This window comes from Flavobacterium sp. NRK1, from assembly GCF_024054175.1.
GTDB lineage: Bacteria > Bacteroidota > Bacteroidia > Flavobacteriales > Flavobacteriaceae > Flavobacterium.
The window spans coordinates 1,334,787-1,359,510 of the sequence record NZ_JAMXLA010000001.1 but is presented as its reverse complement, the minus strand read 5'-3'; the positions used below and the strand labels follow the sequence as shown (position 1 = coordinate 1,359,510).

Sequence of the window (24,724 nt, the reverse complement as noted above, 5' to 3'; positions counted from 1 at the left end):
AATACCCTTAACCCGAAAGCTTAACCGGTATTGTCATTCAAATTTAGCGGTAATAACCGCCACGATATAAAATTAGTTTGGTGTGCAAATAAAATAGCTAATTTACAGACTATTAACAAGTCATTAACAATACTTTGAAACCGATTAACAAATTTGTAAACTTTACTGAATATATTTGTGTTATTGAAAACGAAAAAAATTTATTAACTAATATTAACTGTTTTATATTATGAAAACTTTAAAACTTTCTGCCCTTGCTCTTGTAGGAGCTTTATTCTTTGTTTCTCAGGGCGCTTCTGCTCAGCAGACAACTGCTAAAAAACCTGTTGTTGCTACTCAGGATGCTCCAAAAAACATGACTCCATCAGGAGTAACATGGAAAGAAGATTCATATAACTTTGGTGATATAGAAAAAGGAAAACCGGTTTCTCACGAGTTTACTTTTAAAAACACTACAAAGCAAACTATCCTTATTACAAACGTTAAAGCATCTTGCGGGTGTACAGCTACTAACTACACTAAAACTCCAATTAAACCGGGAGAAAGTGCAAACGTAACTGCTACATACAACGCTGCTAACCCGGGAAGCTTCTCTAAAAACATTACTGTTACTACAAACGACAGCGATGTTAATAAAATTCTTAGCATTAAAGGTAAAGTAATTGCACCTGCTGCACCGGCTACGCCTGCTACAAACCAGTAATTAATAAATTACTATAATAAAGCCATCACATTGCTGATGGTTTTTTTGTTTTACAAAATGTAAAGTTTATTTGTCATATTGGAAATTTTACTTTACATTTGCTTCAGCTTTAAATCAATCATCATGAAAACAAATTATTTGTTCCCGCATAAATGGAAGACTGTTAGCGGGATCCTTTTTCTTTTAAGTTTTATCGGTTTAGTAGTAGTTTTTTCTTTCGACCAAGGGTATTTTGAAATAAGGTCTTTTGTATTTGCCATTATAGGCCAGGAAAAAAGTCTGGATTATATGTTTTTTAAGGTTATAGAAGAAAGCATAACCGATGAATTGCTTATGCTTATCGCAATACCTTCAGGCATTACTTATGCTTTTTCCAAAGAAAAACATGAAGACGAAATGGTAGCGTCAATAAGGCTGCACAGCCTTGTATGGTCAACCATTATAAATTATGGTATCATATTGTTCTGTTATATGTTCATCTACGGAATGGCTTTTCTAGATGTCATGATGGTAGCATTGTTATTGCAGCTGCTTATTTTTATTGTACTTTTCCGTTATAGAATGTACCGTTTTTATAATACCCGCCCAGATGAAGAATAACATAAAAGTACAGCGTGCCATATTTAACCTCACCCAGCAGGACCTGGCCGAACGTATCGGTGTAAGCCGACAGACCATTAACGCTATGGAATCAGGTAAATATGTACCTTCAACCGTTCTTGCATTAAAACTCTCAAAGCTATTTAACAAACCGGTAAATGAGATATTTGAACTTGAAGAGACAGATTAATTTACAATACGTTTTATAATATATAAACCATCTTTTATCCTGGAAGATGGTTATTTTTTTTATTATGGAAAAAGCAGGTATCTTTACACTTATGCAACAGGCTTATATACAAACACCATTGGGAATCGCTTTCATTGAAGGTGATGAAAACGGTATTGCAAAAATACATGTGCTGAATGATGAAGTGCCTGTATCTGCTGAAATCCCGGTTATATTGCAGGCTGCAGCAAAACAATTAGAAGACTATTTTATTGGCACCCGCAAAAATTTTGATTTCAGAATGAACCCGCAGGGAACCGATTTTCAGAAAAAAGTATGGAAGGCGTTATTAGATATTCCTTATGGTAAAACTGCTTCGTATCAGGAGCTGACTGTAAAACTTGGCGATATAAAAGCAATACGAGCTGTAGCTTCTGCCAATGGAAAAAATCCTTTGTGGATAGTTGTACCCTGCCACAGGATTATAGGTTCGGATGGCTCGCTTACCGGATATGCCGGAGGCCTGTGGCGTAAAAAATGGCTGCTGGAACATGAAACTCCTCCTGTTCAGCAAAGCCTCTTTTAGTTTACCCTCTACTTCCAATCAGCATAACTGCTATTGGTACAGCTTACAGAAAATACTTCTATTCATAAAACATTTTTATGTAAATTCGTCATAACGAGTCCTAACCTATCATTATGAAAAAATTTCTCATCTGGCTGGTGGGTATTATCACAGCCATTGTAGTATTAATGTACATTTTTGATGTAGATTATCTTATAAAAGCCGTTCGTGTTGTTTACTTTCATGGCAAAACTACTGCTTATCTTGACGATTACACCCATTTTGATAACAGGGTTATTAAAAAAGGTACCGGACAGCCCTGGGCAATACATAAAAATTATAATAAAGTAAAAGCCACCCAAAGGCTTGAAGATGTACATAAAGAATTAGGTACTGTAGCCTACCTGATTATTAAAAATGACAGTATCTGGCATGAAAGCTATTATGACGGGTACGGAAAAGACTCTAAATCAAATTCTTTCTCTATGGCAAAAACAGTGGTTACTGCCGCTATGTTTAAAGCCATTATGGAAGGCAAAATTAAAAGCCTGGACCAAAAAGTAGGCGACTATTTTCCTGAATTCAGCAAGGGGCTTGCCGCCCAGCTTACCGTTGGCGATTTATCGTCTATGAGTACCGGGTTAGACTGGGGCGAGCAGTACAGCAGCCCATTTTCTATAACTACCCGTGCTTATTTTGGCGATCATCTTGAAGAAACCATGCTCAATGTAAAAGTTACAAAGCAGCCGGGTAAAGAGTTTGAATATGTAAGCGGGGCTACAGAGCTTTTGGCAATGGTAATTACTAAAGCTACAGGAGAAACACTTTCTGACTACGTTTCTCAAAAATTCTGGCAGCCAATGGGTGCAGAGAATGACGCGTTATGGCAGCTTGATCATCCTGATGGTATAGAAAAATCATATTGCTGTATTGCCAGCAATGCGCGCGACTTTGCCCGTTTTGGAAAATTACTGGAACATAACGGTAAATGGAATAACGAGCAGATTCTTGACAGTACTGCTGTTGCAAAAATGACGCATCTGCGTTTTGCGGCATCGCCTCAATATGCGTATGGTGTATGGCTTAATAATTATCTTGACAAAGACATGTATTACCTGCGCGGACATCTTGGCCAGTTTGTAATAGTAATTCCTGAAGATGATATTATTATTGTGCGGTTAGGCCATAAAAAAGGACTGCAAACAACTACCGATCCGCATAGCAATGACTTTTATGTATATGTAGATGAAGCCTATAAAATGATGGGGCTTATGCAGCCAGATGAAGGCAAAGGCAACAAATTGCCAATGACTAAGCAAGAAGCGGAAGGAAAAGAAAAGTAAATAAGCAAAAATGCTAGAAAGAATAAACCTGGAAAACGTGCTTTTCCTTGATATTGAAACCGTACCGGAACAACCTCATTTTGGGCTTTGTGATGAAGAAACACAGTTACTTTATGACCTTAAAACCCAATATCAGCGTAAAGACGGGCAATCACCCGAAGAGTTTTACGAACGTGCCGGTATTTGGGCAGAATTTGGTAAAATTATTTGTCTTTCTGTAGGTTATTTTACTTTTAAGGGCGACATACGCCATTTTAGGGTTACATCTTTTCACGGGGAAGAGGCCAAACTGCTTAAAGATTTTAATAACCTGCTTAATAATCATTTCAGCCAGCCGCAGCACATAATGTGTGGACACAATGCAAAGGAATTTGATTTCCCTTTTATTGCACGCCGTATGATTATTAATAATATTGCCCTGCCGCCAAAACTCAACCTTTTTGGCAAAAAACCCTGGGAAGTACCTCATCTTGATACTATGGAGCTATGGAAGTTTGGCGATTATAAAAGCTTTACTTCTTTAAAACTGCTCACAAAAATACTGGGCATACCTTCGCCAAAAGGAGATATAGATGGCAGCCAGGTAGGGCATGTTTACCATATTGAAAAAGATATTGACCGCATTGTTACCTATTGCGAAAAAGATGTTATTGCCGTAGCGCAGGTACTACTACGCATGAGGCGTGAAGACCTGCTTATTGATGAAGAGATTATTCATGTATAATAATTGTAGGAAGCTCAAATTCTAAAGTTCTTATAAGCAAGTCATAATCTTATTATCGGAATTCAAACCTCCACTATCACATAATTAAAATCCGTATTTTTACCGGATGAAAGACTTCCCAAATTTATACGTGGCTCAAACAGACAATAAAGTAATTGTTTTTGGCTCAAACCTAAAGGATTTTGTTATCTCGTTAAACAGTGTAGCAAAAAACTTAAAACCCTATATGTTCTATTACAGGCTTTTTAAAAAAATAGATTATATGGGACATGTAGCTGAAGACGGACGTAAATTCTATTTACAGAAAGTCCTTTAAGTCCACTTTTATTATTCAGCTTTGCGGTTATAAAACTGTTGCTGAAAACTAAAAATCTGTATTTTTATTCTTATGAACAATTCCCTTCTGCATATAGATCATGTTACTATTGCTGCCCGTAAAGAAGGCAAATGGATACCTATAGTTAAAAACAGCTCGTTTACACTTAACCTAAACGAGATATTGGGAATTGTAGGAGAATCGGGCTCGGGTAAATCGGTTAGTTCTTTAGCGGTTATGGGACTGCTTCCCAAAAATATTCTCGCAATAACAGAGGGTAAAATTGAATTTGACGGCAGGGATATTTCGGCCATGAGCCAAAAGAAACTTCGGGAATTAAGAGGGAATGATATTGCGATGATATTTCAGGAACCTATGAGTTCGCTAAACCCATCGCTTAAATGCGGCTTTCAGGTTGAAGAAATATTGGCAGAACATACTTCTTTATCTAAAAAAGAAATAAAGGCAATGGTACTTTCACTCTTTGAAAAGGTAAAATTGCCTGAACCTGAAAAGATATACAACCGTTACCCTCACGAAATATCCGGCGGACAGAAACAGCGTGTAATGATTGCTATGGCTATTGCCTGCAAACCCAAAATACTTATTGCCGACGAACCTACAACTGCGCTTGATGTAACAGTACAAAAGGAAATTATACTCTTATTAAAGGAATTGCAGCAGGAAACAAAAATGAGTATCATTTTCATTTCACATGACCTTTCACTGGTATCAGAAATTGCCAACAGGGTAGTAGTAATGTATCGTGGCGAAATTGTTGAGCAGGGTAACTCCGGCGAAATTTTTCATAACCCGAAACATACTTATACAAAAGCGCTTATTAGTTCACGGCCTTCATTAGATGTACGCCTTAAAAGACTGCCCACTATTCAGGATTATCTTGAAGATACTGTAAACCCCGAAGTAGTAACTCCCGCTCAGCGCGAAAAACGACTGGAAGAACTCTATAGCCAGGTGCCGTTGCTGGAAGTTAAAAATGTAGAAAAAGAGTATGTATCATCAGCCGGATTATTTGGTAAAAATGTGCATTTTAAAGCTGTTAATAATGTAAGCTTTAAAATTTACGAGGGTGAAACACTGGGCTTAGTTGGTGAATCGGGTTGTGGTAAATCTACCCTTGGTAATGCTATATTACAACTGGATAAGGCTACCGCAGGCAGCATATTATATCGTGGTACAGATCTTACTAAGCTTTCAGGAAAAGATATTCGGGAATTGCGAAAAGAGATACAAATTATATTTCAGGATCCTTACTCATCACTTAACCCGCGTATTACCGTTGGCAAAGCTATTATGGAACCGATGCAGGTGCATAAGCTTTATAAAAATGATGCAGAACGTCGCGAAAAAACTATTGAGATACTTAATCGTGTTGGTTTGGGCGAGGAACATTTTAACCGCTATCCTCATGAATTTTCAGGAGGGCAAAGGCAGCGTATTGGCATTGCCCGTACCATAGCTTTACAGCCTAAACTTATTGTTTGCGACGAGTCGGTATCAGCATTAGATATTTCCGTACAGGCACAGGTACTTAATTTGCTGAATGAACTAAAAGAAAATTTTGGGTTCACTTACATTTTTATTTCACACGACCTTGCTGTTGTAAAATACATGAGCGATCAGGTATTGGTAATGAACAAAGGTAAGATAGAAGAAATCAACGAAGCTGATGCATTGTATGAGCATCCGCAGAAAGAGTATACTAAGAAACTGATTGCAGCGATACCGAAGGCGTAGTTTAAGTCGCAGTTCATTATTGAGAGGGAAATGTAATGTAGTGTGGCAATCTATAAAGATTGCTTCGTCGTTCCTCCCCGCAATGACCTACCAAAAGTTTTAAATACTCAATAAAAAAGCCCTTCCTTACGAAAGAGCTTTGATTTTATACTATCTAAATTGACTAATCGATAATCATTTCAGGAATATCACCTTCAATGATAAGATTACCTTCAGTCGCCTTTTTAATGTCTTCAACTGTTACTCCCGGTGCACGTTCCAGCAATTTAAAACCTTCCGGCACAATTTCTAAAACAGCAAGTTCGGTAACTACTTTTTTAACACAGCCAACACCTGTAAGTGGTAATGAGCATCTTTTTAAAAGTTTGCTTTCACCGGCTTTATTTACGTGCATCATAGCCACAATAATATTTTCAGCAGAAGCTACAAGATCCATAGCACCACCCATACCTTTTACCATTTTACCCGGAATTTTCCAGTTGGCAATATCTCCGTTTTCAGCAACCTCCATAGCACCAAGAATAGTAAGATCTACATGTTGCCCTCGAATCATTCCAAAACTTGTTGCAGAGTCAAAAAATGATGCTCCCGGCATGGTTGTAATGGTTTGCTTACCAGCATTTATAACATCGGCATCTTCTTCACCCTCAAACGGAAACGGACCCATACCCAGCACACCGTTCTCACTCTGAAATTCTACCGATATATCATGCCTCACATAATTGGCTACAAGGGTTGGTATACCAATACCAAGGTTAACAAAATAACCGTCTTTTACTTCTTTTGCGATTCGTTTCGCTATATCTTCTTTACCTAACATAATGTATCAATTTATCAATGTAACAATGTACCAATTTTGCCACTGCTACATATTAGTTTTACTGGTACTTAGGATTTTATAAACAATCAATCCCAATTCATTAATTTTGGTCTTAAGGCTTTCATCAAAAGGATAGGATGATGCTCTTTCGCATAATAAAAGCCAGTATTTAGTTTCTTCAATTTCTTTGGCTGCAATTTTTACCTTATGAATAAAATCTGCTCTGCTTTCAGCATTTTGAGCTTCATGAATATTAGCACCAACACTTGTTCCTGATTTAAGAAGCTGGTTTGCCACAATAAATTTTTTATGGCTTTCCAACAATTCGCAATATGAAATTATCCCTAAAGCAAATTCTACTGATTTTGTTACTACAATATTCTCTTTATTCATGCAGAGTAATTGCTACATTAAACAATTGTTACATTGTTTAATTAAGATCGCTTTCTTACAGTTCGTTGTTCAATTCTTTTCTCATACTTTTCCCCCTGGAAAATTCTTTTTACGAATATCCCCGGTATATGTATCTGATTAGGATCCAGTGTTCCTGCAGGAACAAGTTCTTCAACTTCGGCAATGGTAATTTTTGCCGCACCAGCCATACATGAATTAAAATTTCTGGCAGTGCCTTTAAATATCAGGTTACCCGCTTCATCACCTTTCCACGCTTTTACAATAGCAAAATCAGCTTTATAGGCCTCTTCCATTATATGCATTTTGCCATTAAACTCTCTTGCTTCTTTACCTTCGGCAACTTCAGTTCCGTAACCCGCAGGTGTATAAAAAGCAGGAATACCGGCTTGTGCAGCGCGGCATTTTTCGGCAAGGGTACCTTGTGGCGTAAGTTCTACCTCAAGCTCTCCGCTAAGCATCTGTCTTTCAAATTCTGCATTTTCGCCTACATAAGACGATATCATTTTTTTTATTTGTTTTTTTTGAAGCAGTAATCCAAGTCCAAAATCATCTACCCCGGCATTGTTAGAAATACAGGTAAGATTTGTAGTGCCCTTTTTTACCAGTTCGGCAATACTGTTTTCAGGAATACCGCAAAGCCCAAAGCCGCCAAGCATAATGGTCATACCATCTTTTATATCGTGCAGCGCTTCGCCAACATTTTGTACTTTTTTATTAATCATACAACAGAATTTAGTTTTCGCGGATAAATATATAAAAAAACGCCCTCATAAGAAGGCGTTTTGTATTAAAAATCAAACTCGTCTAATCCGAGGCTGTCAGTGCTCGTACTGTCTTTAACAACAGCTTTGGCGCAATCTACCCGAATAGAAAGATTAGCCGGACGTTCAAATGGTTTTTGAGAGATTTTATATACCATAGTATCATCTGCATAGCACTTTTTCATAAACAAGCCCCATATTGGTAATGCCATAGTAGCACCCTGCCCATAAATAAGGCTCTTGAAGTGTGCAGAACGATCTTCATTACCAACCCATACACCCGTGGCAAGATTAGGTACCATACCCATAAACCAACCATCAGACTGGTTTTGTGTTGTACCTGTTTTACCTGCAACAGGATTAACAATTTTATATGGATAACCCGTCATACGGTTATAGCCTGTACCTCCGGCACCGCCCCATTTAAGCCTAGCTCCAGATCCGCTTTCGGTAACACCTTCAAGCAGTTTTATCACTGCATAGGCAATATCTTTACTTAAAACATCTTTTGTCTGTGTCTGGCTTTGATATAGCAAAATTCCGTTCTTATCTTCTATTTTGGTAATCACTACGGGTTTAATGTAAACACCCTGGTTGGCAAATGTACTATAAGCCGCAACCATGTCACTAACAGTAATTTCTACTGCTCCCAGTGCAATAGCAGGCTGTTCAGGAATACTTGAGCTCACACCCAGTTTTTTAGTAAGATCTACTACTGCTTTAGGTCCAACCTTATCTATAAGTTTAGCTGATACAGTGTTTATAGAGTGCGCCAGCGCATATTTATAGGTAACTACACCCTGAAACTTTCCGTTTGAGTTGTGAGGATTCCAGTCGGCATCTATGCCATATTTACCTTTGGGAATGCTAAAAGGAGCATCTACTACAGAATCACAAGGTGATATATGTACCTGCTCAATAGCCGTTGCATATACAAAAGGTTTAAAAGTAGAACCTACCTGCCTTGCACCCTGTGCCACATGGTCATACTGAAAATGCTTATAATCTATACCGCCTACCCACGCTTTAACATGACCGTCCTGAGGATTCATAGACATTAAACCTGTTTGCAGGAAATGCTTATAATAGCGGATAGAGTCCATCGGGGTCATAATAGTATCACGTTCACCTTTCCAGGTAAATACCGTCATATCTGTTTTAACTTTAAATGAAGCTATGATCTTATCTTCACTTATACCCTGCTCGCTCATTACCCTCCAGCGCTCAGAAGCACGCATAGCCCTGCTTAAAATCCTTTGGGTTTCATCATCAGAAATATTTACGAAAGGTGCATTTTTATTTTTCTTTTGCTGAATAAAAAATTCTTCCTGAAGGTTAGCCAGGTGTTCATGTACAGCTTCCTCAGCATATTTCTGCATTTTAGAATCTATAGTAGTATATATTTTTAAACCGTCACGGTAAATATCATATTCAGTACCATCTTCCTTAGGATTATCCTTAACCCATTTTTTCATGTAATCCCTAAGGTACTCCCTGAAATAAGTAGCAACTCCTTCATTATGGCTTTCCGGATTATAATTTGTCTTCACAGGCTGTGCAGCCAGTTTTACTTTTACAGACTCTTCCAGTTTACCATTTTTAACCATCTGGCTTAAAACCGTATTTCTTCTGTTAAAAACAAGTTCTTTTCTTTTTTCCCTCATTGGGTTAAAGTAAGACGGGTTTTTAAGCATTCCAACCAACACTGCAGCCTCTTCAACTTTCAGGTCTTTGGGTTCTTTACCAAAATATACTTTAGATGCAGAACGTATGCCCACCGCATGGTTCACAAAATCTACAGTATTAAGGTACATTGCAATAATTTCTTCTTTGGTATACTGCCTTTCAAGTTTGGTTGCAATAATCCATTCTTTAGCTTTTTGAATTACCCTCATTAAAAGGTTTTTAGACCCCTCGCCATGAAAAAGGTTTTTGGCAAGCTGTTGTGTAATAGTACTTGCACCTCCGCTTGCGCCAAGGGTTACCATAGCCCTTAGCGTACCCCTTGTATCTATACCCGAATGCTCAAAAAAGCGCTCATCTTCGGTAGAAACCAAAGCATCAACAAGGCATTTAGGCAAATCGGCATATTTTACAGGCGTACGGTTTTCAAGGTAAAACTTACCTATGGTTTCGCCATCTTCAGATATAATTTCTGTTGCCACATTAGAGTCGGGGTTTTCAAGCTGGTCAAAGCTTGGCATTTTGCCAAATACCCCCCATGAGGCTAAAAGGAAGAAAAGAAAGACCGATAAAAGGCCTATACCAAATATCTTCCAGAATTTCTTTACATAACTCGAATAATCAGGTGTTTTGCTATTATTCTTTTTTGCTGCCATTGCTAATTATTATTCAATTGATTCAATCCTGAAACCTACATCTGTAACTCCGTCCAGTTCTTCAACACCCGGCACTTCCCCGCCTTTTCTAACGGCGTGCTGAATGCTAACGGTATATTTGCCGGGCTTAGGAAACTTTACATTTTCCTTATACCACAACTTGCTTTCCTTAATATCGGTAAAGCCTTCTCCCATAAGGCTGCCATCAGGGTTTGCCATAGGATATTCCAGCGTATCCACCTTCACAAGTTTCGTATCAGGCTGTTGCAGCTGCACTATAAGAAACAGGTTATTGTACGGATAACTGTTATTATTTCTAACGTTAATAAACAGGTTATATTTTGACACGGTGTCTTTCTGCTCAAAGCTAAATGATATGGTATCATTTTTTTTCCACTTGCCGTCCAGAGACTTATACTCGTCAAATACCCTTTTTTTATCGCAGGAGCTAACAAGAACAAGCAGGCCCGCAGCCATAAGGCTATTCCGCAGGATTGTTGCTGCCTGCATTTTTGTCGTTACCATTTTTATCGTTAGGATTTTTTTTATTGCCATTCCTGTTGTTATGGTTTCGGTTGTTATTTCTTTCGTTAGGCTTCCTTTCTCCGGCAGGCCTTTCGTTATTATTATTCCTTTCGTTAGGTTTTCTTTCGCCTACAGGTCTGGTGTTAGGCCTTCTTTCACCTGCCAGCTTATTATCGTTGTTTCTTTCGGGCCTGTTGTTACTCCTTGCGGGCCTTTCGCCATGAGGTTTCCTGTCACTTGCAGGTTTTTCACCTGCAGGCCTGTCTTCCTTTTTAGCTATAATATGCTCACGCTTTTTGTCTTTGTTAGGCCTTTTCTTTTTCTTCGGCGTGTCAAAACGCGTAAGGCTGTCCTGGCCCATAGCATTCTGGAAGGTTTTTTCAACCTCAGGAGCCACTTCTTCCACGGCATAATCCTCTAACGAAGATACGCGCTGCTTTAGTTTATTAAGCTCTATTATTTCCTTTACCTGCTCTGCTTTAAGCACGTGCCAGTGCGCCATATTATTAGTATAGGCAAACCACATAAGGCCTTTAAAAATATCTACTTTCTGGCATACAGCATCGCCTTTTTCGGTATAAACTTTAGTATCCATATCCGGCAGACCTTTCAGCGCATCCAGGTAGGTATCCAGTTCATAATTTAAACAGCATTTAAGCTTACCACACTGGCCTGCCAGTTTTTGCGGATTTAACGATAACTGCTGGTAACGCGCTGCCGAAGTATTTACACTCCTGAAATCGGTTAGCCATGTAGAGCAGCAAAGCTCACGCCCGCATGACCCAATACCACCCAAACGTGCAGCCTCCTGGCGGAAGCCTACCTGTTTCATCTCGATACGGGTGCTGAATTCACGTGCAAAATCTTTAATAAGCTGGCGGAAATCCACACGGTCGTTTGCCGTATAATAGAATGTAGCCTTAGACCCGTCTCCCTGAAATTCAATATCAGATATTTTCATTTCAAGATTAAGGCGTATTGCAATTTCCCTTGCCACAACCTTCATAGGTTCTTCTTTGGCGCGGGCTTCGCTCCAGATATCAATATCTTTTTGAGACGCTTTTCTGTATATTTTAGCTATTTCACTATTGTCTTTAGTATTCTTTTTCTTCATCTGAATCTTAACCAGTTCACCGGTTAAGGTTACAATGCCTATATCATGCCCCGGAGAAGCCTCCGTAGCAACAATATCACCAATACTTAAAGTCAGTTTTTCACTATTGCGGTAAAATTCTTTTCGTCCGTTCTTAAAGCGCACCTCAACACAGTCAAAAGGCGCTTCGCCTCCCGGAAGGCTCATATTAGACAGCCAGTCAAAAACAGTTAGTTTATTACAACTGTCCGTTCCGCAGGTGCCGTTATTTTTACATCCTCTGGGTGTTCCGTCTTTGGATCCCGTAGAACAGTTTGTACATGCCATAGTTCGTGTTTATATATAGATCGCGGCCTTACCGCTACTTGTTCGTAAAACGTTTTTGCGGGTAAAGATAGTATTTTTTTACCGGAAAGATGTTAATCGCTGTGGACGGGGTGTGAATGAGACAGAGTGGGTTGATTTATAACGCCTTTCCCTCCCTTGGAGGGCTGGCTGAAAGCCGGGGTGGTTCAATCACACTAATTAACCACCCCACCCTGCGGGTACCCCTCCACAGGAGGGGAAAGTTTACTAATAACTTAAACCTGAATAAATCTAAGGCATTAAACTTCGTGGTGTTAAGCAAATGCTCAGTTTCCCCTCCCTTGGAGGGCTGGCTGAAAGCCGGGATGGTTCAATCTCAATAATTAACCACCCCACCCTACGGGTACCCCTCCACAGGAGAGGAAGGTGTACTCACACCTTAATACAGTACAGTAAAACAAAAAAAACCTGCACTTTCATGCAGGTTTTTCAGGTAGTATATAATTAAGGAGTTACCCTATTACTTTAAACAATTTATCGGAAAGGCGAATCCTGAACGGCAGGCTAAAGGTTACCCTGTCACCTTTTACCGCTACAGTACCTTCCTGACCGTTAACCCGCATCTGTTCTATTACAAGTTGCTGCTCTCCGGTGGTAGGACCAGAAATGATAACTGTATCGCCGGCATGAAGCTCCTGATTTTCTATAATAAACTGGCCCACACTTGCTTTAGGAAAATAATGCTCGCCTTTACCTACAAGCGTTTTTTTAATTCTTGGGCGTACCGTTTTGGTTTTTGGTGCCGATGCCAATGCAACGTCTGATACTGCCTCGCCTGTTTTCTTGAATTTCAAACGGTCAGATTTCCCTTTTTTAAAGATCATGTTGCCATTCATAACACCACGTCGAAGCGCTCTCTGCTCTTCTTCCGGCAGGTGGAAAATATCCTGGCAAGCTTCAGAACAGCAATTGTCTGACGCAGCCTTGCACTCATCACACTGAATAAACAGCAGGTGGCAAGCCTCATTGGCACAATTGGTATGATTATCGCACGGTTTACCGCACTGGTGGCACTGCGACACAATATCTTCTGTAATGCGTTCGCCCAGCCTGTGGTCAAACACAAAGTTTTTACCAATAAATTTGCTTTCCAGCCCTTCTTCTTTAATCTGGCGGGTATATTCTATAATACCGCCTTCAAGCTGATATACATTTTTAAAACCCTTGTGCTTAAAAAATGCCGATGCCTTTTCGCAGCGGATACCGCCCGTACAATACATCAACAGGTTTTTATCTTCTTTATGGTCGGCAAGCTGATTTTCTATAATTGGCAGCGATTCCCTGAAAGTATCCACATCCGGAGTAATGGCACCACGGAAGTGGCCAATTTCACTTTCGTAATGGTTACGCATATCTACCACTATGGTGTTAGGGTCTTCAAGCATTTTGTTGAAGTCGTTGGCACGCAGGTGAATCCCTTTGTTCATTACATCAAAGGTTTCATCGTTAAGGCCGTCGGCAACAATTTTGTCGCGCACCTTAATAGTAAGCTTTAAAAACGAAAGGTCGTCCTGTTCTACAGCAACGTTAAGGCGTATGCCGTTAAGAAAAGGTATAGTATCTAAATGGTCTTTAAATTCGTAGAAATGATCTGCCGGAAGCGAAAGCTGGGCATTAATACCTTCGGTGGCAACATATATCCTTCCTAATACCTCCAGAGGGTTCCAGGCAAGGAAAAGCGAATCGCGAAATTGTTTTGGGTCAGAAATTTTGGCGTAGGCATAGAAAGACAGAGTAAGGCGCTGTTTTCCGCTTTCTTCAATAAGAGCGGTTCTTTCTTCTGCGCTTAAAGTGTTGAACAGTTGCATGCTATACAATTTTAAGTGAGATATTCAGTATGTACCGGTTCACAATGGCGGAACCGGCTGCAAAGGTAGGAGTTTTTATATTAAACTTTAATTATTTTTTTGCAAATCTAATATCTCTTGTAATGAAGTTTTATTTTTAATAAGATATTCGAGTTTATTTCTATCAATAATAATGATATTTAAATTACGAGCTAAATCATTATTATTTACAATGGCATTCGTAATAAAAATCAATTTACTATTTTCATAGTTGTGATTGTTTAAAAATTTCGATTCTAACAATGAAATTTTTTTCCTCTTCAAAATTTTAAATTCAAAAAAACACTTTATGTCATTATATTTTGCCGATAAGTCGACCCCAGTATCATTTCTTAATGACACATCTGTAATTTCAGTAAAATGATTCTTTTCAAGTATATATTTAAAAAACTTAGAGAATGAAAGTTCATTCATTTCATCAATATCACTAATTGTAATTTTATCTTGATAATTATTTATAGTTTGAATATCAACAATATCTGAATATTGTTCAATATCATTTATTTCAATTATTAAGACACCGTCTTTATATAAAATATAGTGGCTGTTAGAATTTTCCATATCTAGATCTTCTTCATACTCTCGAAAATTAAGAAATCCTTCATATGAAAGTAATTCTCTATCAATCCCTACAAATAAAAATTTTTGACCACCAATTTTATAAAATGACCCAACAAAATTTTTATTAGCATAGTTAACTATAGGACCGTTAAACAGTAAATCTTTAAAGTCCCTATTTTTTAAATTTTGTTCAGTTAAAGTAATTGAACCTTCTAACCTTTTCCTCATTTGAGAATAATATTTACTCAATCTACTATTCCCTAAAAAACTAAACACAGAAGCGTAATGACCCGCTCTTAAAATATGATTTTCCATAATTGGAGAAGTTTCACCATTAGATATAGGAGGATCTATAAATCTACTGGCACTAATTCTATCCTCATTCAAAATTGTTAGAGAAGCCACTTTAATATCTCCCGTTTCTCTATTTTTTTGCGCAATCGCATTAGCCTGTTGTCTATTAGACGTTTGAATACTAATTGCACCTTTGGATTCGACAACTAGAACTCTATCGTCTACCATCTGACATTTCCAATCCGGACGTTTAGTATTCCCATAAATCCTCTGGATTGTAGAAGTCTTAATATTAAAAAGTTTTTCAGAAATTGCCACAGAAATTCCAACCCCAAAATCCTCCGAAATTGTTTTTAAAGTTTCCGAACCTGTAGCTTGTCGAATCTCTGCTATTTTAATTCTAAATTCATTTGTGTTTGAATAAATTTTCTCAACCAAATCCGCTTTATCTAAGAATTTCATTCTATTTGAAGGCGCAAATCTTCTGGTTTGTATAGCTCCTATACTATATATCAACTTATATAAGTTGATACTAATTGTTCTGCTAGTCGTCACTTTATCTAAAGTATTCAAATCTGGAAGCAAAAGAGGATCAATTTCTACAGAAATCTGTCTATTCATAAAGTGTGTTGCGAGGTCTCTTATAAATGCCATAATAACTAGGATAGAATACGTTTATTAGGCTTAAAACTACTAAATTTTTCTTAATAAATTATTTTTTGTAAGATTTTTTTTAACAGTACTTTCAAAAATAAACTTATCCACAACCCTCATCCTCATATTGCCACACCAAAAAAAAGCCTTATTTTTACGGTCAAATCTATACAAAAAATGAGCGGAGATAAAGAAGCAAAACTAAAGGCATTACAGCTAACGCTGGATAAACTGGATAAAGCTTACGGCAAAGGAACAGTAATGAAAATGGGTGATCAGGCTGTGGAAGAAGTAGAATCTATTCCTTCAGGATCGCTGGGTGTTGACCTTGCCCTTGGCGTTAACGGTTACCCCCGCGGAAGGATAATAGAAATATACGGACCTGAATCGTCGGGTAAAACAACACTTACGCTTCACGCTATTGCCGAAGCGCAAAAAGCAGGCGGTATTGCTGCCTTTATAGATGCTGAGCATGCTTTTGACCGTGGCTATGCCGAAAAACTTGGTGTTGACATAGAAAACCTTATTATATCGCAGCCGGACAACGGTGAGCAGGCACTTGAAATTGCAGAGAACCTTATCCGTTCGGGTGCTATAGATATTGTAGTAATTGACTCGGTTGCGGCACTTACGCCAAAAAGCGAGATAGAGGGCGAAATGGGAGATTCTAAAATGGGTCTTCACGCACGTTTAATGTCACAGGCATTGCGTAAGCTTACAGCAACTATCAGCAAAACCAACTGTACGGTATTCTTCATTAACCAGCTTCGTGAAAAAATCGGTGTTATGTTTGGTAACCCTGAAACTACAACGGGTGGTAACGCGCTTAAATTTTACGCTTCGGTAAGGATAGACATCCGCCGTGCAGCACAAATTAAAGATGGTGAAAATGTAATTGGTAACCGTACCAAAGTAAAAATAGTTAAAAATAAAGTGGCTCCTCCGTTTAAAACTGCCGAATTCGACATTATGTATGGCGAAGGGGTAAGCAAAACAGGAGAGATACTTGACCTTGCCGTTGAGTTTGAGATCATCAAAAAATCGGGCTCATGGTTTAGCTACGGCGACACTAAATTAGGACAGGGGCGCGACGCTGTTAAAGCACTGATAAAAGATAATCCGGAACTTTCTGAAGAACTGGAGATCAAAATAAAAGACATGATAAAAGAACAGGCTTCTTAAATTTATTAAAACCCGATTTTTTCGGGTTTTTTTATTGCAAATACGCAACCTTTTACTTTTTTTGTATCTATCTAAAAATGAGTTACGCGCGAAACGATTTATGAGAAAGATTTTATTGTTGCTTGCAACACTGCTTGTTATAAGCTCCTGCTCCCTTGAACCGGATCCGCAGGCGGATTACTATGTCGAATTTTTACCTGCAGACGGTGTAATTATTCCGCAGTTTGTAGTGCCGGGCGAGAGCTACCAGGTAACAGTACTATATACTAAACCCAACGGATGCTACCTGTTTGACCGTTTTCATACCGAACAGGAGGGCGAAGCTATTCTTATTGCCGTACAGGCAGCCGTAAGAATGGATTCTGAATGCAAAAGATATGAGAATATGCAGCAGGAAGACCGATCGTTTACTTTTAAATGTGCAGAAGATTTAACCACTCAGAGCTATATTTTTAAATTTTATACAGGACTGGACGATAACGGAAATAAAACCTATGAGCAGGTAGAAATACCTGTGAAGCAATAACAAATAAAACTATTGGGTTTAGATCAGCTCATACAGGATTGCCAGAAAAACAGCATTAGGGCGCAGGAACAGCTATACAAGCTGCTTGCTCCCAAAATGTTTGCGGCCTGCCTTAAGTATTCGCGCAACCGCGCGGATGCCGAAGACAACCTGCAGGATGGTTTCCTTCTGATCTTTAATAAAATAGGACAGTTTCAGTTTAAAGGCTCTTTTGAAGGCTGGGCGAAAAGGGTAATGATCAATAATGTATTGCAGCGTTACCGCACCGAGGGTATATTTGAGCTTGTAAGCGAGAATACACCCGATATTGAAGACGTTGAAATTGAAAGCGATAATATATCTATGGACTACCTGTTAGGCATAATACAGCAATTGCCGGACAGGTACAGGATGGTTTTTAACCTGTATGTTATAGATGGCTATTCGCATAAAGAAATTGCAGAGATGCTGAGTATTACAGACGGCACCTCTAAATCGAACCTTGCGCGCGCAAGAATGATATTAAAAGAAAAAATTGAAGCCCAGCAGGGCAATAGCATACCATCGGCAAAATGAATGAGAAAAAGAATTTAGACAGGCTATTCCAGGAAAAGTTCAAGGACTTTGAAGCTGCCCCTCCTGAATTTGTATGGGAAAACATACAGGAGACGCTCCAGGAAAAAAAGAAACGCAGGGTTATCCCGTTATGGTTCAGGCTATCGGGTGTAGCAGCGCTATTGGTGTTAGGCGGTTTGCTTTTCACCCTGTTTTTTAATGATGCAGAAAATGGCATTAATACAAACAATCCTGTAGTTATAGATAACACTACAGCTACTCCGTCTGATGCTGTAAAAACAGCTCCGGATAATATTCCTGCGCAGTCCGGCCCATCGGCTGCGGATACAAATAGCGCAACACAAAATACTACAGGCAAGAGCAATACTGCTGTAGCATTAGGCGAAGAAAACTCAAATACAGCTAACAGCAAAAACAACGGTGCTTCATCTGCATCAGGCAAACAGGGTATTACAACAACTAATGGCCTGCCAGTTAACAATCATAATAATGCCGTAGCAAACAGCGACAACAGTACAATCAACAAAAACAACGGTAAAAGAATAAAACAAAATAAAGCCGGTTTACAACAGGGTAATGCTGTTGCTGCTACGCAACAGGCAATTATTGCTCCGGTAAATAATAGTACCCCGGCATTAAATAAAAATAATCAGAATGCTGTAGCAGATTTTCAGCAAAAAACTACGCCGCAAAACAACAACGTGGTTAAAACAACTAATAACCCGACTGACACTAACAGGATAGCCAATACCCAACAGGCTAATGAAGGCATAGCAAGTAATGAAGCTGCTACTGACAATAACAATACTACAACAAATAATGCTGTAACCAATAAACAGCAAAACATTACAAACAGTACTAATACTACCCCGGCTGTAGCCGATAATAATGCCGCTACTTCATCGGCTAAAAATGCGGTGGATAATAGTAATGGTAATACTTCACAAAAGAGCAACACTATTATAGATAAAAATATTCCTGCAACCGAAGCTGTTGCCCAAACCACTGTTGACAGTACTACGGTAGTGCCGGAAAATGAACTTGAAAAACTGCTTAGGGAAAAACTTAGCGGTGAAAAAGATGAAGATAAAGCTGTTGCCGAAACAAAGCATAAAGACAAGTGGAATATAAAACCACAGGTAGCCCCTGTATTTTACAATTCGCTTTCTAACGGTTCGCCAATAAACGAGCAGTTTGCCAACAACAGCAAAAGTTATGATAACGACCTTAGTTACGGTTTAGGTATTAACTATGCTGTTAATGACAGGATAAGCATACGTTCGGGTATTAACTCGGTTAACTTAAACTATGCAACAAATAATATTGCCTACTATGCATCTTTAAACAGTTCTACCACCAATATTGGTGAGTCTAAAACGGCAAATATTGTAGTGCAAAACCCGGGCGACGGTGTTCCTGATACTTTCCTTATTGACGGACAGCCTAACCAATTGGTAAGCGGTTCAATGGTTCAGAAAACAGGATATATAGAAGTTCCTTTAGAGATGAGCTATGCACTTGTAAATAATAAATTTGGCATAGATGTAATTGGGGGTGTAAGTACACTTTTCCTTAATCAGAATAATGTAAGTGTGGTTTCTTCTGCAGGTTTAAGCACAAAAGTGGGCGAAGCAGCAAACCTTAACGATATACACTTTAGTACAAACGTTGGTGTTGGGTTTAAATACCGTTTCTGGGATGCATTCCAGGCTAATTTTGAACCAATGTTTAAATATCAGGTAAATGCCTACAGTAAAGACGCAGGTAACTTTAAACCTTACTTTATAGGTCTTTACACGGGTGTAAGTTTTAGCTTCTAAGCATTGTTGGTTTGTTAAGAAGCTGTTTGGTAGTTCCTTGTAAAAGCGCTCTGGATTCGGGGTGCTTTTATTTTTTTGAAAACCACAACAGGTCCTGATAAATAATCTGCCTTACTTTCTCTTTAAGTTCTTTAAGGTCAGTTTTATCTTCCATTGTCAGTCCTTTAGTTTTAACAAACTTATGCACCTTAGCCCTCATGAGTCCGGGGCTCCCGCTAAAAAAGCGGAAAGAAAAACGCTTTTTATTATCAGGAAAAACCATTGGCACAATAGGTATCTGGTGCTCAATTGCCAAACGGAATGCGCCATCCTTAAATTCATCTAGAAGTACAGTTTCATCTTCCGGCACTCCGCCCTCAGGAAAAATACAGATGCTTAATCCCTGCGCAAGCCTTTTTTGTGCACGTTCAAAAACTTCAAATCTGCTTTTAGAACTGTTCCTGTCTACCAATATGCAGGTACGTTTATAAAAAAATCCGAAAATAGGAATTTTAACCAGTTCCTTTTTTCCCACAAATACAAAGGGATTTTTAGATACCGCCAGCATAAGCATAATATCTGTCATAGAGGTATGGTTGGCTACAAGCATATAGCTTTTGCCTTTCTTCATTTTCTGTTCCTGCTTTATGCGATAGGGAAATCCCATACCGAACAATATGATCTTTGCCCAAAAACGCGCGAGTATAAAAAACTGCGGATATGTTTTTTCCGATAAAATTGTAATTATAAGTACGGGAGAGAGAATAATGATAGGTACCCCCATCAATATATAAAACCAGACACGCCATAGTGTCCACAAAAAATATTTTACTATTTTCATATTTTTCAAATGTAAGAATTCATTCCTTATAATCTTACCAAATCGTTTACCTTTGTAAAAATTTCAATTTTTGTATAATGGCAAGAATATTAACCGGAGTGCAAAGCACCGGAACCCCGCATTTAGGCAACCTTTTAGGTGCAATATTACCGGCTGTGGAAATGGCTAATAAACCTGAAAATGATTCTTTTCTTTTTATAGCCGACCTGCATTCTATTACACAGATAAAAGACGGCGCTACACTTCGCGCTAACACCTATAGCGTGGCAGCAACATGGCTTGCCTGCGGACTGGATATTAACAAAGTTGTTTTTTACCGCCAGAGTGATGTTCCTCAAACAGCAGAACTGTCATGGTATCTTAGCTGCTTTTTTCCGTATCAGCGTTTAACGCTTGCACATTCTTTTAAAGATAAGGCTGACAGGCTTGAAGATGTAAATGCAGGATTGTTTACCTACCCTATGCTTATGGCTGCAGACATACTATTATATGATGCACAATTTGTACCTGTGGGTAAAGACCAGCTTCAGCATATAGAAATTACACGCGATGTGGCTTCGCGATTTAACCACCAGATGGGTGAAACTTTTGTATTGCCCGAAGCTGTTACCGGCGAAGAAACTAAAATTATTCCCGGTACAGATGGGGAGAAGATGAGCAAATCACGCAATAACTTCATTAATATTTTTGTTGAAGATAAACCGCTTCGCAAACAGGTAATGAGTATTGAGACTGACAGCACTCCGCTTGAAGCACCTAAAAATCCTGACACCTGCAATGTATTTGCATTATATAAATTATTAGCAACTACAAAGCAGACTGAAGCTATGAGGGCTAACTACCTTGGTGGTAATTATGGTTACGGCCATGCTAAGCAGGCTTTATTTGAGCTTATTGTAGAGAAATTTAAAACCGAAAGAGAGAAATACGCCTACTATATGGCTAACCTTCCTGAAGTTGATGCCTTACTTAAAGCCGGAGCCGTTAAAGCTGCTACTGTAGCCAACGAAGTTTTAGGCAGGGTAAGAATTAAACTGGGATACGAGTAATAAGTATTCATATTAAATAGTAAAGGGAATGTCTCAAAGGTGTCATTCTGAACGCAATGCAATGAAGTGAAGAATCTCAATTATATAATTACACAGATTCTTCCTACGCCAGAATGACAAAAGCACTTATTTAAGTGCTTTTGAGACATTTCCTTTCTTATTTCTTATAATATTCTGCTGATGCTAAATGGCTTCAAAAAGTTTCCCTGGCAACGGGCGAATAACACCTTTAAGTTCCATATTGAGCAATAGAGATGAGATTTTAAAAATAGGCATTTCGCAGTGCAATGCTATAAGATCCATAAGCTCTTTGCCATTCTTCTGCAAAAAGTCATACACCCGTTGTTCATCATCGTCCAGCATAACAAAAAGCTGTTTTTGCACAGGCTTTTTCTTTTCCTCATTCAATTGCCAGTTCAGCATATATATAAGGTCGGCAGCATCGGTAAGTACATTAGCACGCTGACTCTTAATAAGATTATTGCAGCCCATACTGTATTTGTCGGTAATTCGCCCGGGAACAGCAAATACATCACGATTATAATCATTTGCAATATTAGCCGTAATTAAAGAGCCTCCTTTATCGGCACTCTCTATAAAAATGGTAGCTTCGCTAAGTCCGGCAACAATACGGTTACGTTTTACAAAATTCTCCCTGTCTGGGTTAGAAGTACTCCAAAACTCGGTCATAAAACCACCGTTCTCTTCCATTTTGGCAACATACTTTTTATGAGTCTTAGGATATACCTGGTTTAAACCATGTGCTACCACACCTATGGTTTGCAAACCCTGCTCCATGGCTATGGCATGGGCATGAATATCTACTCCATAAGCAAAACCGCTAATTATAACCGGATTTAAGGGAGCCAGATCTTCTATAAGTTTTTTACAAAAATCAGATCCGTAAGAAGTCATTTGGCGTGTACCTACTATACTTATGGTTTTACGCCCTTCAAGATTTATATTTCCCGAAGTAAACAATACAACAGGGCCATCTATACAATGCTTAAGCCTATCTGGATATTGAGCGTCCTGATAAAATAACGGAGTAATAGTATTTTCACGAATAAATTTAACCTCTTGTTCCGCCAATCTAAAAACAGTAGTGTTTTTAAGATTATTATATACCATTTCTCCAATACCCTCAATAGCTGTTATCTGCATTTTTTTCGCATTAAAAACTGCTTCGGCAGAACCAAGATGGTTAATAAGCCTTTTGGCCACTATATCGCCAACACCTTCTATACGCATTAATGCAAGCACATTAAGCAGTTCATTATCAGTCATTAACCTAATTTAATTACCGTTTGTCGGATTTATGTGTATTGTTAATAAAAATTGTGAATAAAATTTTGCAGCTACCGTTGAATTGTTAATTTTGTTTCTATGATGATAGAAAAACACATATCTGCCTTATTGTATCGCTACCAGTGCGTTACTGTTCCCGGTTTTGGCGCGTTCCTTACAGAAACCCAGCCTGCGCAGCTAAATAATGACACTTATACTTTCTATCCTCCAAAAAAGCTTCTTTCATTCAACGCGAATTTAAAAAATAATGACGGGCTTTTAGCCAATCATATCGCTTTACAGGAAAAAATTTCTTACGAACAGGCCGTAGCTGCTATTAGTAAAGCCGTAGAGGTATGGTTTGACAAACTTCAAAACAAAGAAACCCTTGAGTTTAAAAGCCTTGGTGACGTATCCTATAATTTTGAAGGCAACATTGTATTTACTCCAAATACTACAGTAAATTATCTTGCAGAAGCTTTTGGGCTTAGCATGGTAAAATCGCCAGCAGTAAAAAGGGAAGAACTTAAAGCTATTGCCGAAGAAATAGAAGAGATCGCTCCGGTAGTATTCACACCTGAAAGAAAAAGAAGTTACTCTTACCTTAAATATGCTGCAATATTCGCAGTAATATCAAGTGTTGGCGGCACTGCTTTCAAGATATACAGGGATAATGAAATAGCAAGGCAAACGCTTTTAGTAGAACAATCTGTACAGGAAAAAGTACACAATAAAATACAGGAGGCTACCTTTTTTATAGAAAACCCCATGCCTGCTGTTACTCTTTCGCTTAAAGAAGAAAACAGTAAAATGCCATACCACGTGGTTGCCGGCGCTTATTCAAGCCAGGCCAACGCGCAAAAAGCCTTAAACCAGCTTACAGCAAAAGGCTTTAAGGCCAGAAAGCTTGATAAAACCAAAGGGCTGTATCCTGTAGCTTACGGAAGCTATGCTACATATGCCGAAGCACATGAAAGTATGAAAAAAATTCAGAGAACGGAAAACAGCGATGCCTGGCTTTTGGTAAAAGAATTATAAAACTAAACTCCCTTCGGGGAATTTTTTTTTGCATTATACTATCTTTGCAAAAAAAAACATGCAGGCAAAATATCCATCAGACTCCATTTGCATTATGACCGACCTGGTTTTACCGGGCGAAACCAATCCGCTTAATAACCTTTTCGGAGGTGAGCTTTTAGCCCGCATGGACCGTGCAGCAAGCATTGCTGCCAGAAGGCATTCGCGCAGAATTGTAGTTACGGCATCTGTAAATCACGTTGCTTTTAACCGTGCCATTCCATTGGGAAGTGTAGTTACTGTAGAAGCTAAGGTTTCACGCACTTTTAAAACATCTATGGAAATATATATAGATGTGTGGACGGAAGACCGTGAAAGCGGAACAAAAGCAAAAGCAAATGAAGCTATATACACATTTGTTGCAGTAGATGAAACCGGAAGGCCGGTAGAAGTACCCGCAGTTGAGCCGCAAACAGAAATTGAAAAACAACGTTATGATGCAGCTTTAAGACGAAAACAATTAAGCCTGGTACTGGCTGGCAAAATGAGCCCTCATGATGCAACAGAACTTAAAGCTTTATTTCTATAAAAAAGAATCCCGCCATATTGTGGCGGG

General features: G+C 38.7%; 25 protein-coding genes. 15 read left to right on the top strand and 10 right to left on the bottom strand.

The genetic code is table 11. The features are described 5' to 3' along the window. Positions 1-229 precede the first annotated feature (229 nt). The 8 genes from NHE85_RS06415 to NHE85_RS06380 all read left to right on the top strand — a co-directional run bounded on the left by NHE85_RS06415 (position 230) and on the right by NHE85_RS06380 (position 6,178). The gene (locus NHE85_RS06415) at positions 230-703 is read left to right on the top strand and encodes a DUF1573 domain-containing protein (protein WP_252810825.1); all 474 of its coding nucleotides are present in this window, start codon (positions 230-232) and stop codon (positions 701-703) included. Between the two features lie 123 nt (positions 704-826). Continuing rightward, positions 827-1,303: a hypothetical protein gene (locus NHE85_RS06410; RefSeq protein WP_252810823.1), complete on the top strand. Its 477-nt coding sequence runs from the start codon at positions 827-829 to the stop codon at positions 1,301-1,303. Further along, the gene (locus NHE85_RS06405; protein WP_252810821.1) at positions 1,293-1,493 is read left to right on the top strand and encodes a helix-turn-helix transcriptional regulator; all 201 of its coding nucleotides are present in this window, start codon (positions 1,293-1,295) and stop codon (positions 1,491-1,493) included. Before NHE85_RS06410 ends, NHE85_RS06405 begins: the two co-directional genes overlap by 11 nt. Positions 1,494-1,584: 91 nt before the next feature. After that, a complete protein-coding gene (locus NHE85_RS06400; protein WP_252813281.1) occupies positions 1,585-2,058 on the top strand; it encodes a methylated-DNA--[protein]-cysteine S-methyltransferase in 474 nt (157 codons plus the stop codon). 113 nt (positions 2,059-2,171) lie between these two features. Beyond that, positions 2,172-3,380: a serine hydrolase gene (locus NHE85_RS06395; protein WP_252810819.1), complete on the top strand. Its 1,209-nt coding sequence runs from the start codon at positions 2,172-2,174 to the stop codon at positions 3,378-3,380. A 10-nt stretch (positions 3,381-3,390) separates the two neighbouring features. Next, entirely contained in the window at positions 3,391-4,104 is a 714-nt protein-coding gene (locus NHE85_RS06390) for a 3'-5' exonuclease (RefSeq protein ID WP_252810816.1), read from the top strand. A gap of 106 nt (positions 4,105-4,210) precedes the next feature. Continuing rightward, complete coding sequence (locus NHE85_RS06385; protein ID WP_252810814.1) at positions 4,211-4,420, top strand: hypothetical protein; 210 nt, start codon at positions 4,211-4,213, stop codon at positions 4,418-4,420. Between the two features lie 72 nt (positions 4,421-4,492). Continuing rightward, positions 4,493-6,178, top strand: a complete 1,686-nt coding sequence (locus NHE85_RS06380; RefSeq protein ID WP_252810812.1) for an ABC transporter ATP-binding protein — start codon at positions 4,493-4,495, stop codon at positions 6,176-6,178. A 163-nt stretch (positions 6,179-6,341) separates the two neighbouring features. Here the strand turns inward: NHE85_RS06380 and NHE85_RS06375 are convergent, their stop codons facing one another. The 8 genes from NHE85_RS06375 to NHE85_RS06340 all read right to left on the bottom strand — a co-directional run bounded on the left by NHE85_RS06375 (position 6,342) and on the right by NHE85_RS06340 (position 15,819). Further along, positions 6,342-6,998: a 3-oxoacid CoA-transferase subunit B gene (locus tag NHE85_RS06375; RefSeq protein WP_252810810.1), complete on the bottom strand. Its 657-nt coding sequence runs from the start codon at positions 6,996-6,998 to the stop codon at positions 6,342-6,344. Positions 6,999-7,043: 45 nt separating this feature from the next. Next, the gene (locus NHE85_RS06370) at positions 7,044-7,391 is read right to left on the bottom strand and encodes a four helix bundle protein (protein WP_252810808.1); all 348 of its coding nucleotides are present in this window, start codon (positions 7,389-7,391) and stop codon (positions 7,044-7,046) included. Positions 7,392-7,432: 41 nt separating this feature from the next. Then, positions 7,433-8,134 carry a CoA transferase subunit A gene (locus NHE85_RS06365; RefSeq protein ID WP_252810807.1) on the bottom strand — a complete coding sequence of 234 codons (702 nt, stop codon included), beginning with the start codon at positions 8,132-8,134 and terminating at the stop codon, positions 7,433-7,435. 65 nt (positions 8,135-8,199) lie between these two features. Further along, on the bottom strand, positions 8,200-10,512 hold the full coding sequence (locus NHE85_RS06360) for a penicillin-binding protein 1A (RefSeq protein WP_252810804.1): 2,313 nt from the start codon (positions 10,510-10,512) through the stop codon (positions 8,200-8,202). A 9-nt stretch (positions 10,513-10,521) separates the two neighbouring features. Then, on the bottom strand, positions 10,522-11,037 hold the full coding sequence (locus NHE85_RS06355) for a gliding motility lipoprotein GldH (RefSeq protein WP_374676553.1): 516 nt from the start codon (positions 11,035-11,037) through the stop codon (positions 10,522-10,524). Beyond that, positions 10,994-12,457, bottom strand: coding sequence for a regulatory iron-sulfur-containing complex subunit RicT (locus NHE85_RS06350; protein WP_252810802.1), 1,464 nt, complete (start codon positions 12,455-12,457; stop codon positions 10,994-10,996). Before NHE85_RS06350 ends, NHE85_RS06355 begins: the two co-directional genes overlap by 44 nt. 491 nt (positions 12,458-12,948) lie before the next feature. Next, positions 12,949-14,304, bottom strand: a complete 1,356-nt coding sequence (locus NHE85_RS06345; protein WP_252810800.1) for a rhodanese-related sulfurtransferase — start codon at positions 14,302-14,304, stop codon at positions 12,949-12,951. Between the two features lie 87 nt (positions 14,305-14,391). Further along, positions 14,392-15,819 (bottom strand): hypothetical protein, encoded by a 1,428-nt coding sequence (locus NHE85_RS06340; RefSeq protein WP_252810798.1) that lies wholly within the window; start codon positions 15,817-15,819, stop codon positions 14,392-14,394. A gap of 210 nt (positions 15,820-16,029) precedes the next feature. Between NHE85_RS06340 and recA the strand changes: the two genes are divergently transcribed. From recA to NHE85_RS06320, 4 genes are all read left to right on the top strand, one after another. After that, entirely contained in the window at positions 16,030-17,034 is a 1,005-nt protein-coding gene (recA, locus tag NHE85_RS06335; protein WP_252810796.1) for a recombinase RecA, read from the top strand. A 100-nt stretch (positions 17,035-17,134) separates the two neighbouring features. Further along, positions 17,135-17,560, top strand: coding sequence for a hypothetical protein (locus tag NHE85_RS06330; RefSeq protein ID WP_252810793.1), 426 nt, complete (start codon positions 17,135-17,137; stop codon positions 17,558-17,560). A gap of 12 nt (positions 17,561-17,572) precedes the next feature. After that, positions 17,573-18,115: an RNA polymerase sigma factor gene (locus tag NHE85_RS06325; protein ID WP_252810791.1), complete on the top strand. Its 543-nt coding sequence runs from the start codon at positions 17,573-17,575 to the stop codon at positions 18,113-18,115. Beyond that, a complete protein-coding gene (locus tag NHE85_RS06320; RefSeq protein ID WP_252810789.1) occupies positions 18,112-19,935 on the top strand; it encodes a hypothetical protein in 1,824 nt (607 codons plus the stop codon). Before NHE85_RS06325 ends, NHE85_RS06320 begins: the two co-directional genes overlap by 4 nt. A gap of 67 nt (positions 19,936-20,002) precedes the next feature. Here NHE85_RS06320 and NHE85_RS06315 read toward each other — a convergent pair whose 3' ends face one another. Continuing rightward, the gene (locus NHE85_RS06315; RefSeq protein ID WP_252810787.1) at positions 20,003-20,755 is read right to left on the bottom strand and encodes a 1-acyl-sn-glycerol-3-phosphate acyltransferase; all 753 of its coding nucleotides are present in this window, start codon (positions 20,753-20,755) and stop codon (positions 20,003-20,005) included. Between the two features lie 77 nt (positions 20,756-20,832). On the opposite strand from NHE85_RS06315, the gene trpS reads away from it, so the two are divergent. Further along, positions 20,833-21,804 carry a tryptophan--tRNA ligase gene (gene trpS / locus NHE85_RS06310; RefSeq protein ID WP_252810785.1) on the top strand — a complete coding sequence of 324 codons (972 nt, stop codon included), beginning with the start codon at positions 20,833-20,835 and terminating at the stop codon, positions 21,802-21,804. 183 nt (positions 21,805-21,987) lie between these two features. On the opposite strand, the gene dprA is transcribed toward trpS, so the two are convergent. Further along, the gene (dprA, locus tag NHE85_RS06305) at positions 21,988-23,091 is read right to left on the bottom strand and encodes a DNA-processing protein DprA (RefSeq protein WP_252810783.1); all 1,104 of its coding nucleotides are present in this window, start codon (positions 23,089-23,091) and stop codon (positions 21,988-21,990) included. A gap of 99 nt (positions 23,092-23,190) precedes the next feature. On the opposite strand from dprA, the gene NHE85_RS06300 reads away from it, so the two are divergent. Both NHE85_RS06300 and NHE85_RS06295 read left to right on the top strand, forming a co-directional pair. After that, positions 23,191-24,129, top strand: coding sequence for an SPOR domain-containing protein (locus tag NHE85_RS06300; RefSeq protein ID WP_252810781.1), 939 nt, complete (start codon positions 23,191-23,193; stop codon positions 24,127-24,129). 58 nt (positions 24,130-24,187) lie between these two features. Beyond that, complete coding sequence (locus NHE85_RS06295; RefSeq protein WP_252810779.1) at positions 24,188-24,697, top strand: acyl-CoA thioesterase; 510 nt, start codon at positions 24,188-24,190, stop codon at positions 24,695-24,697. Positions 24,698-24,724 lie beyond the last annotated feature (27 nt).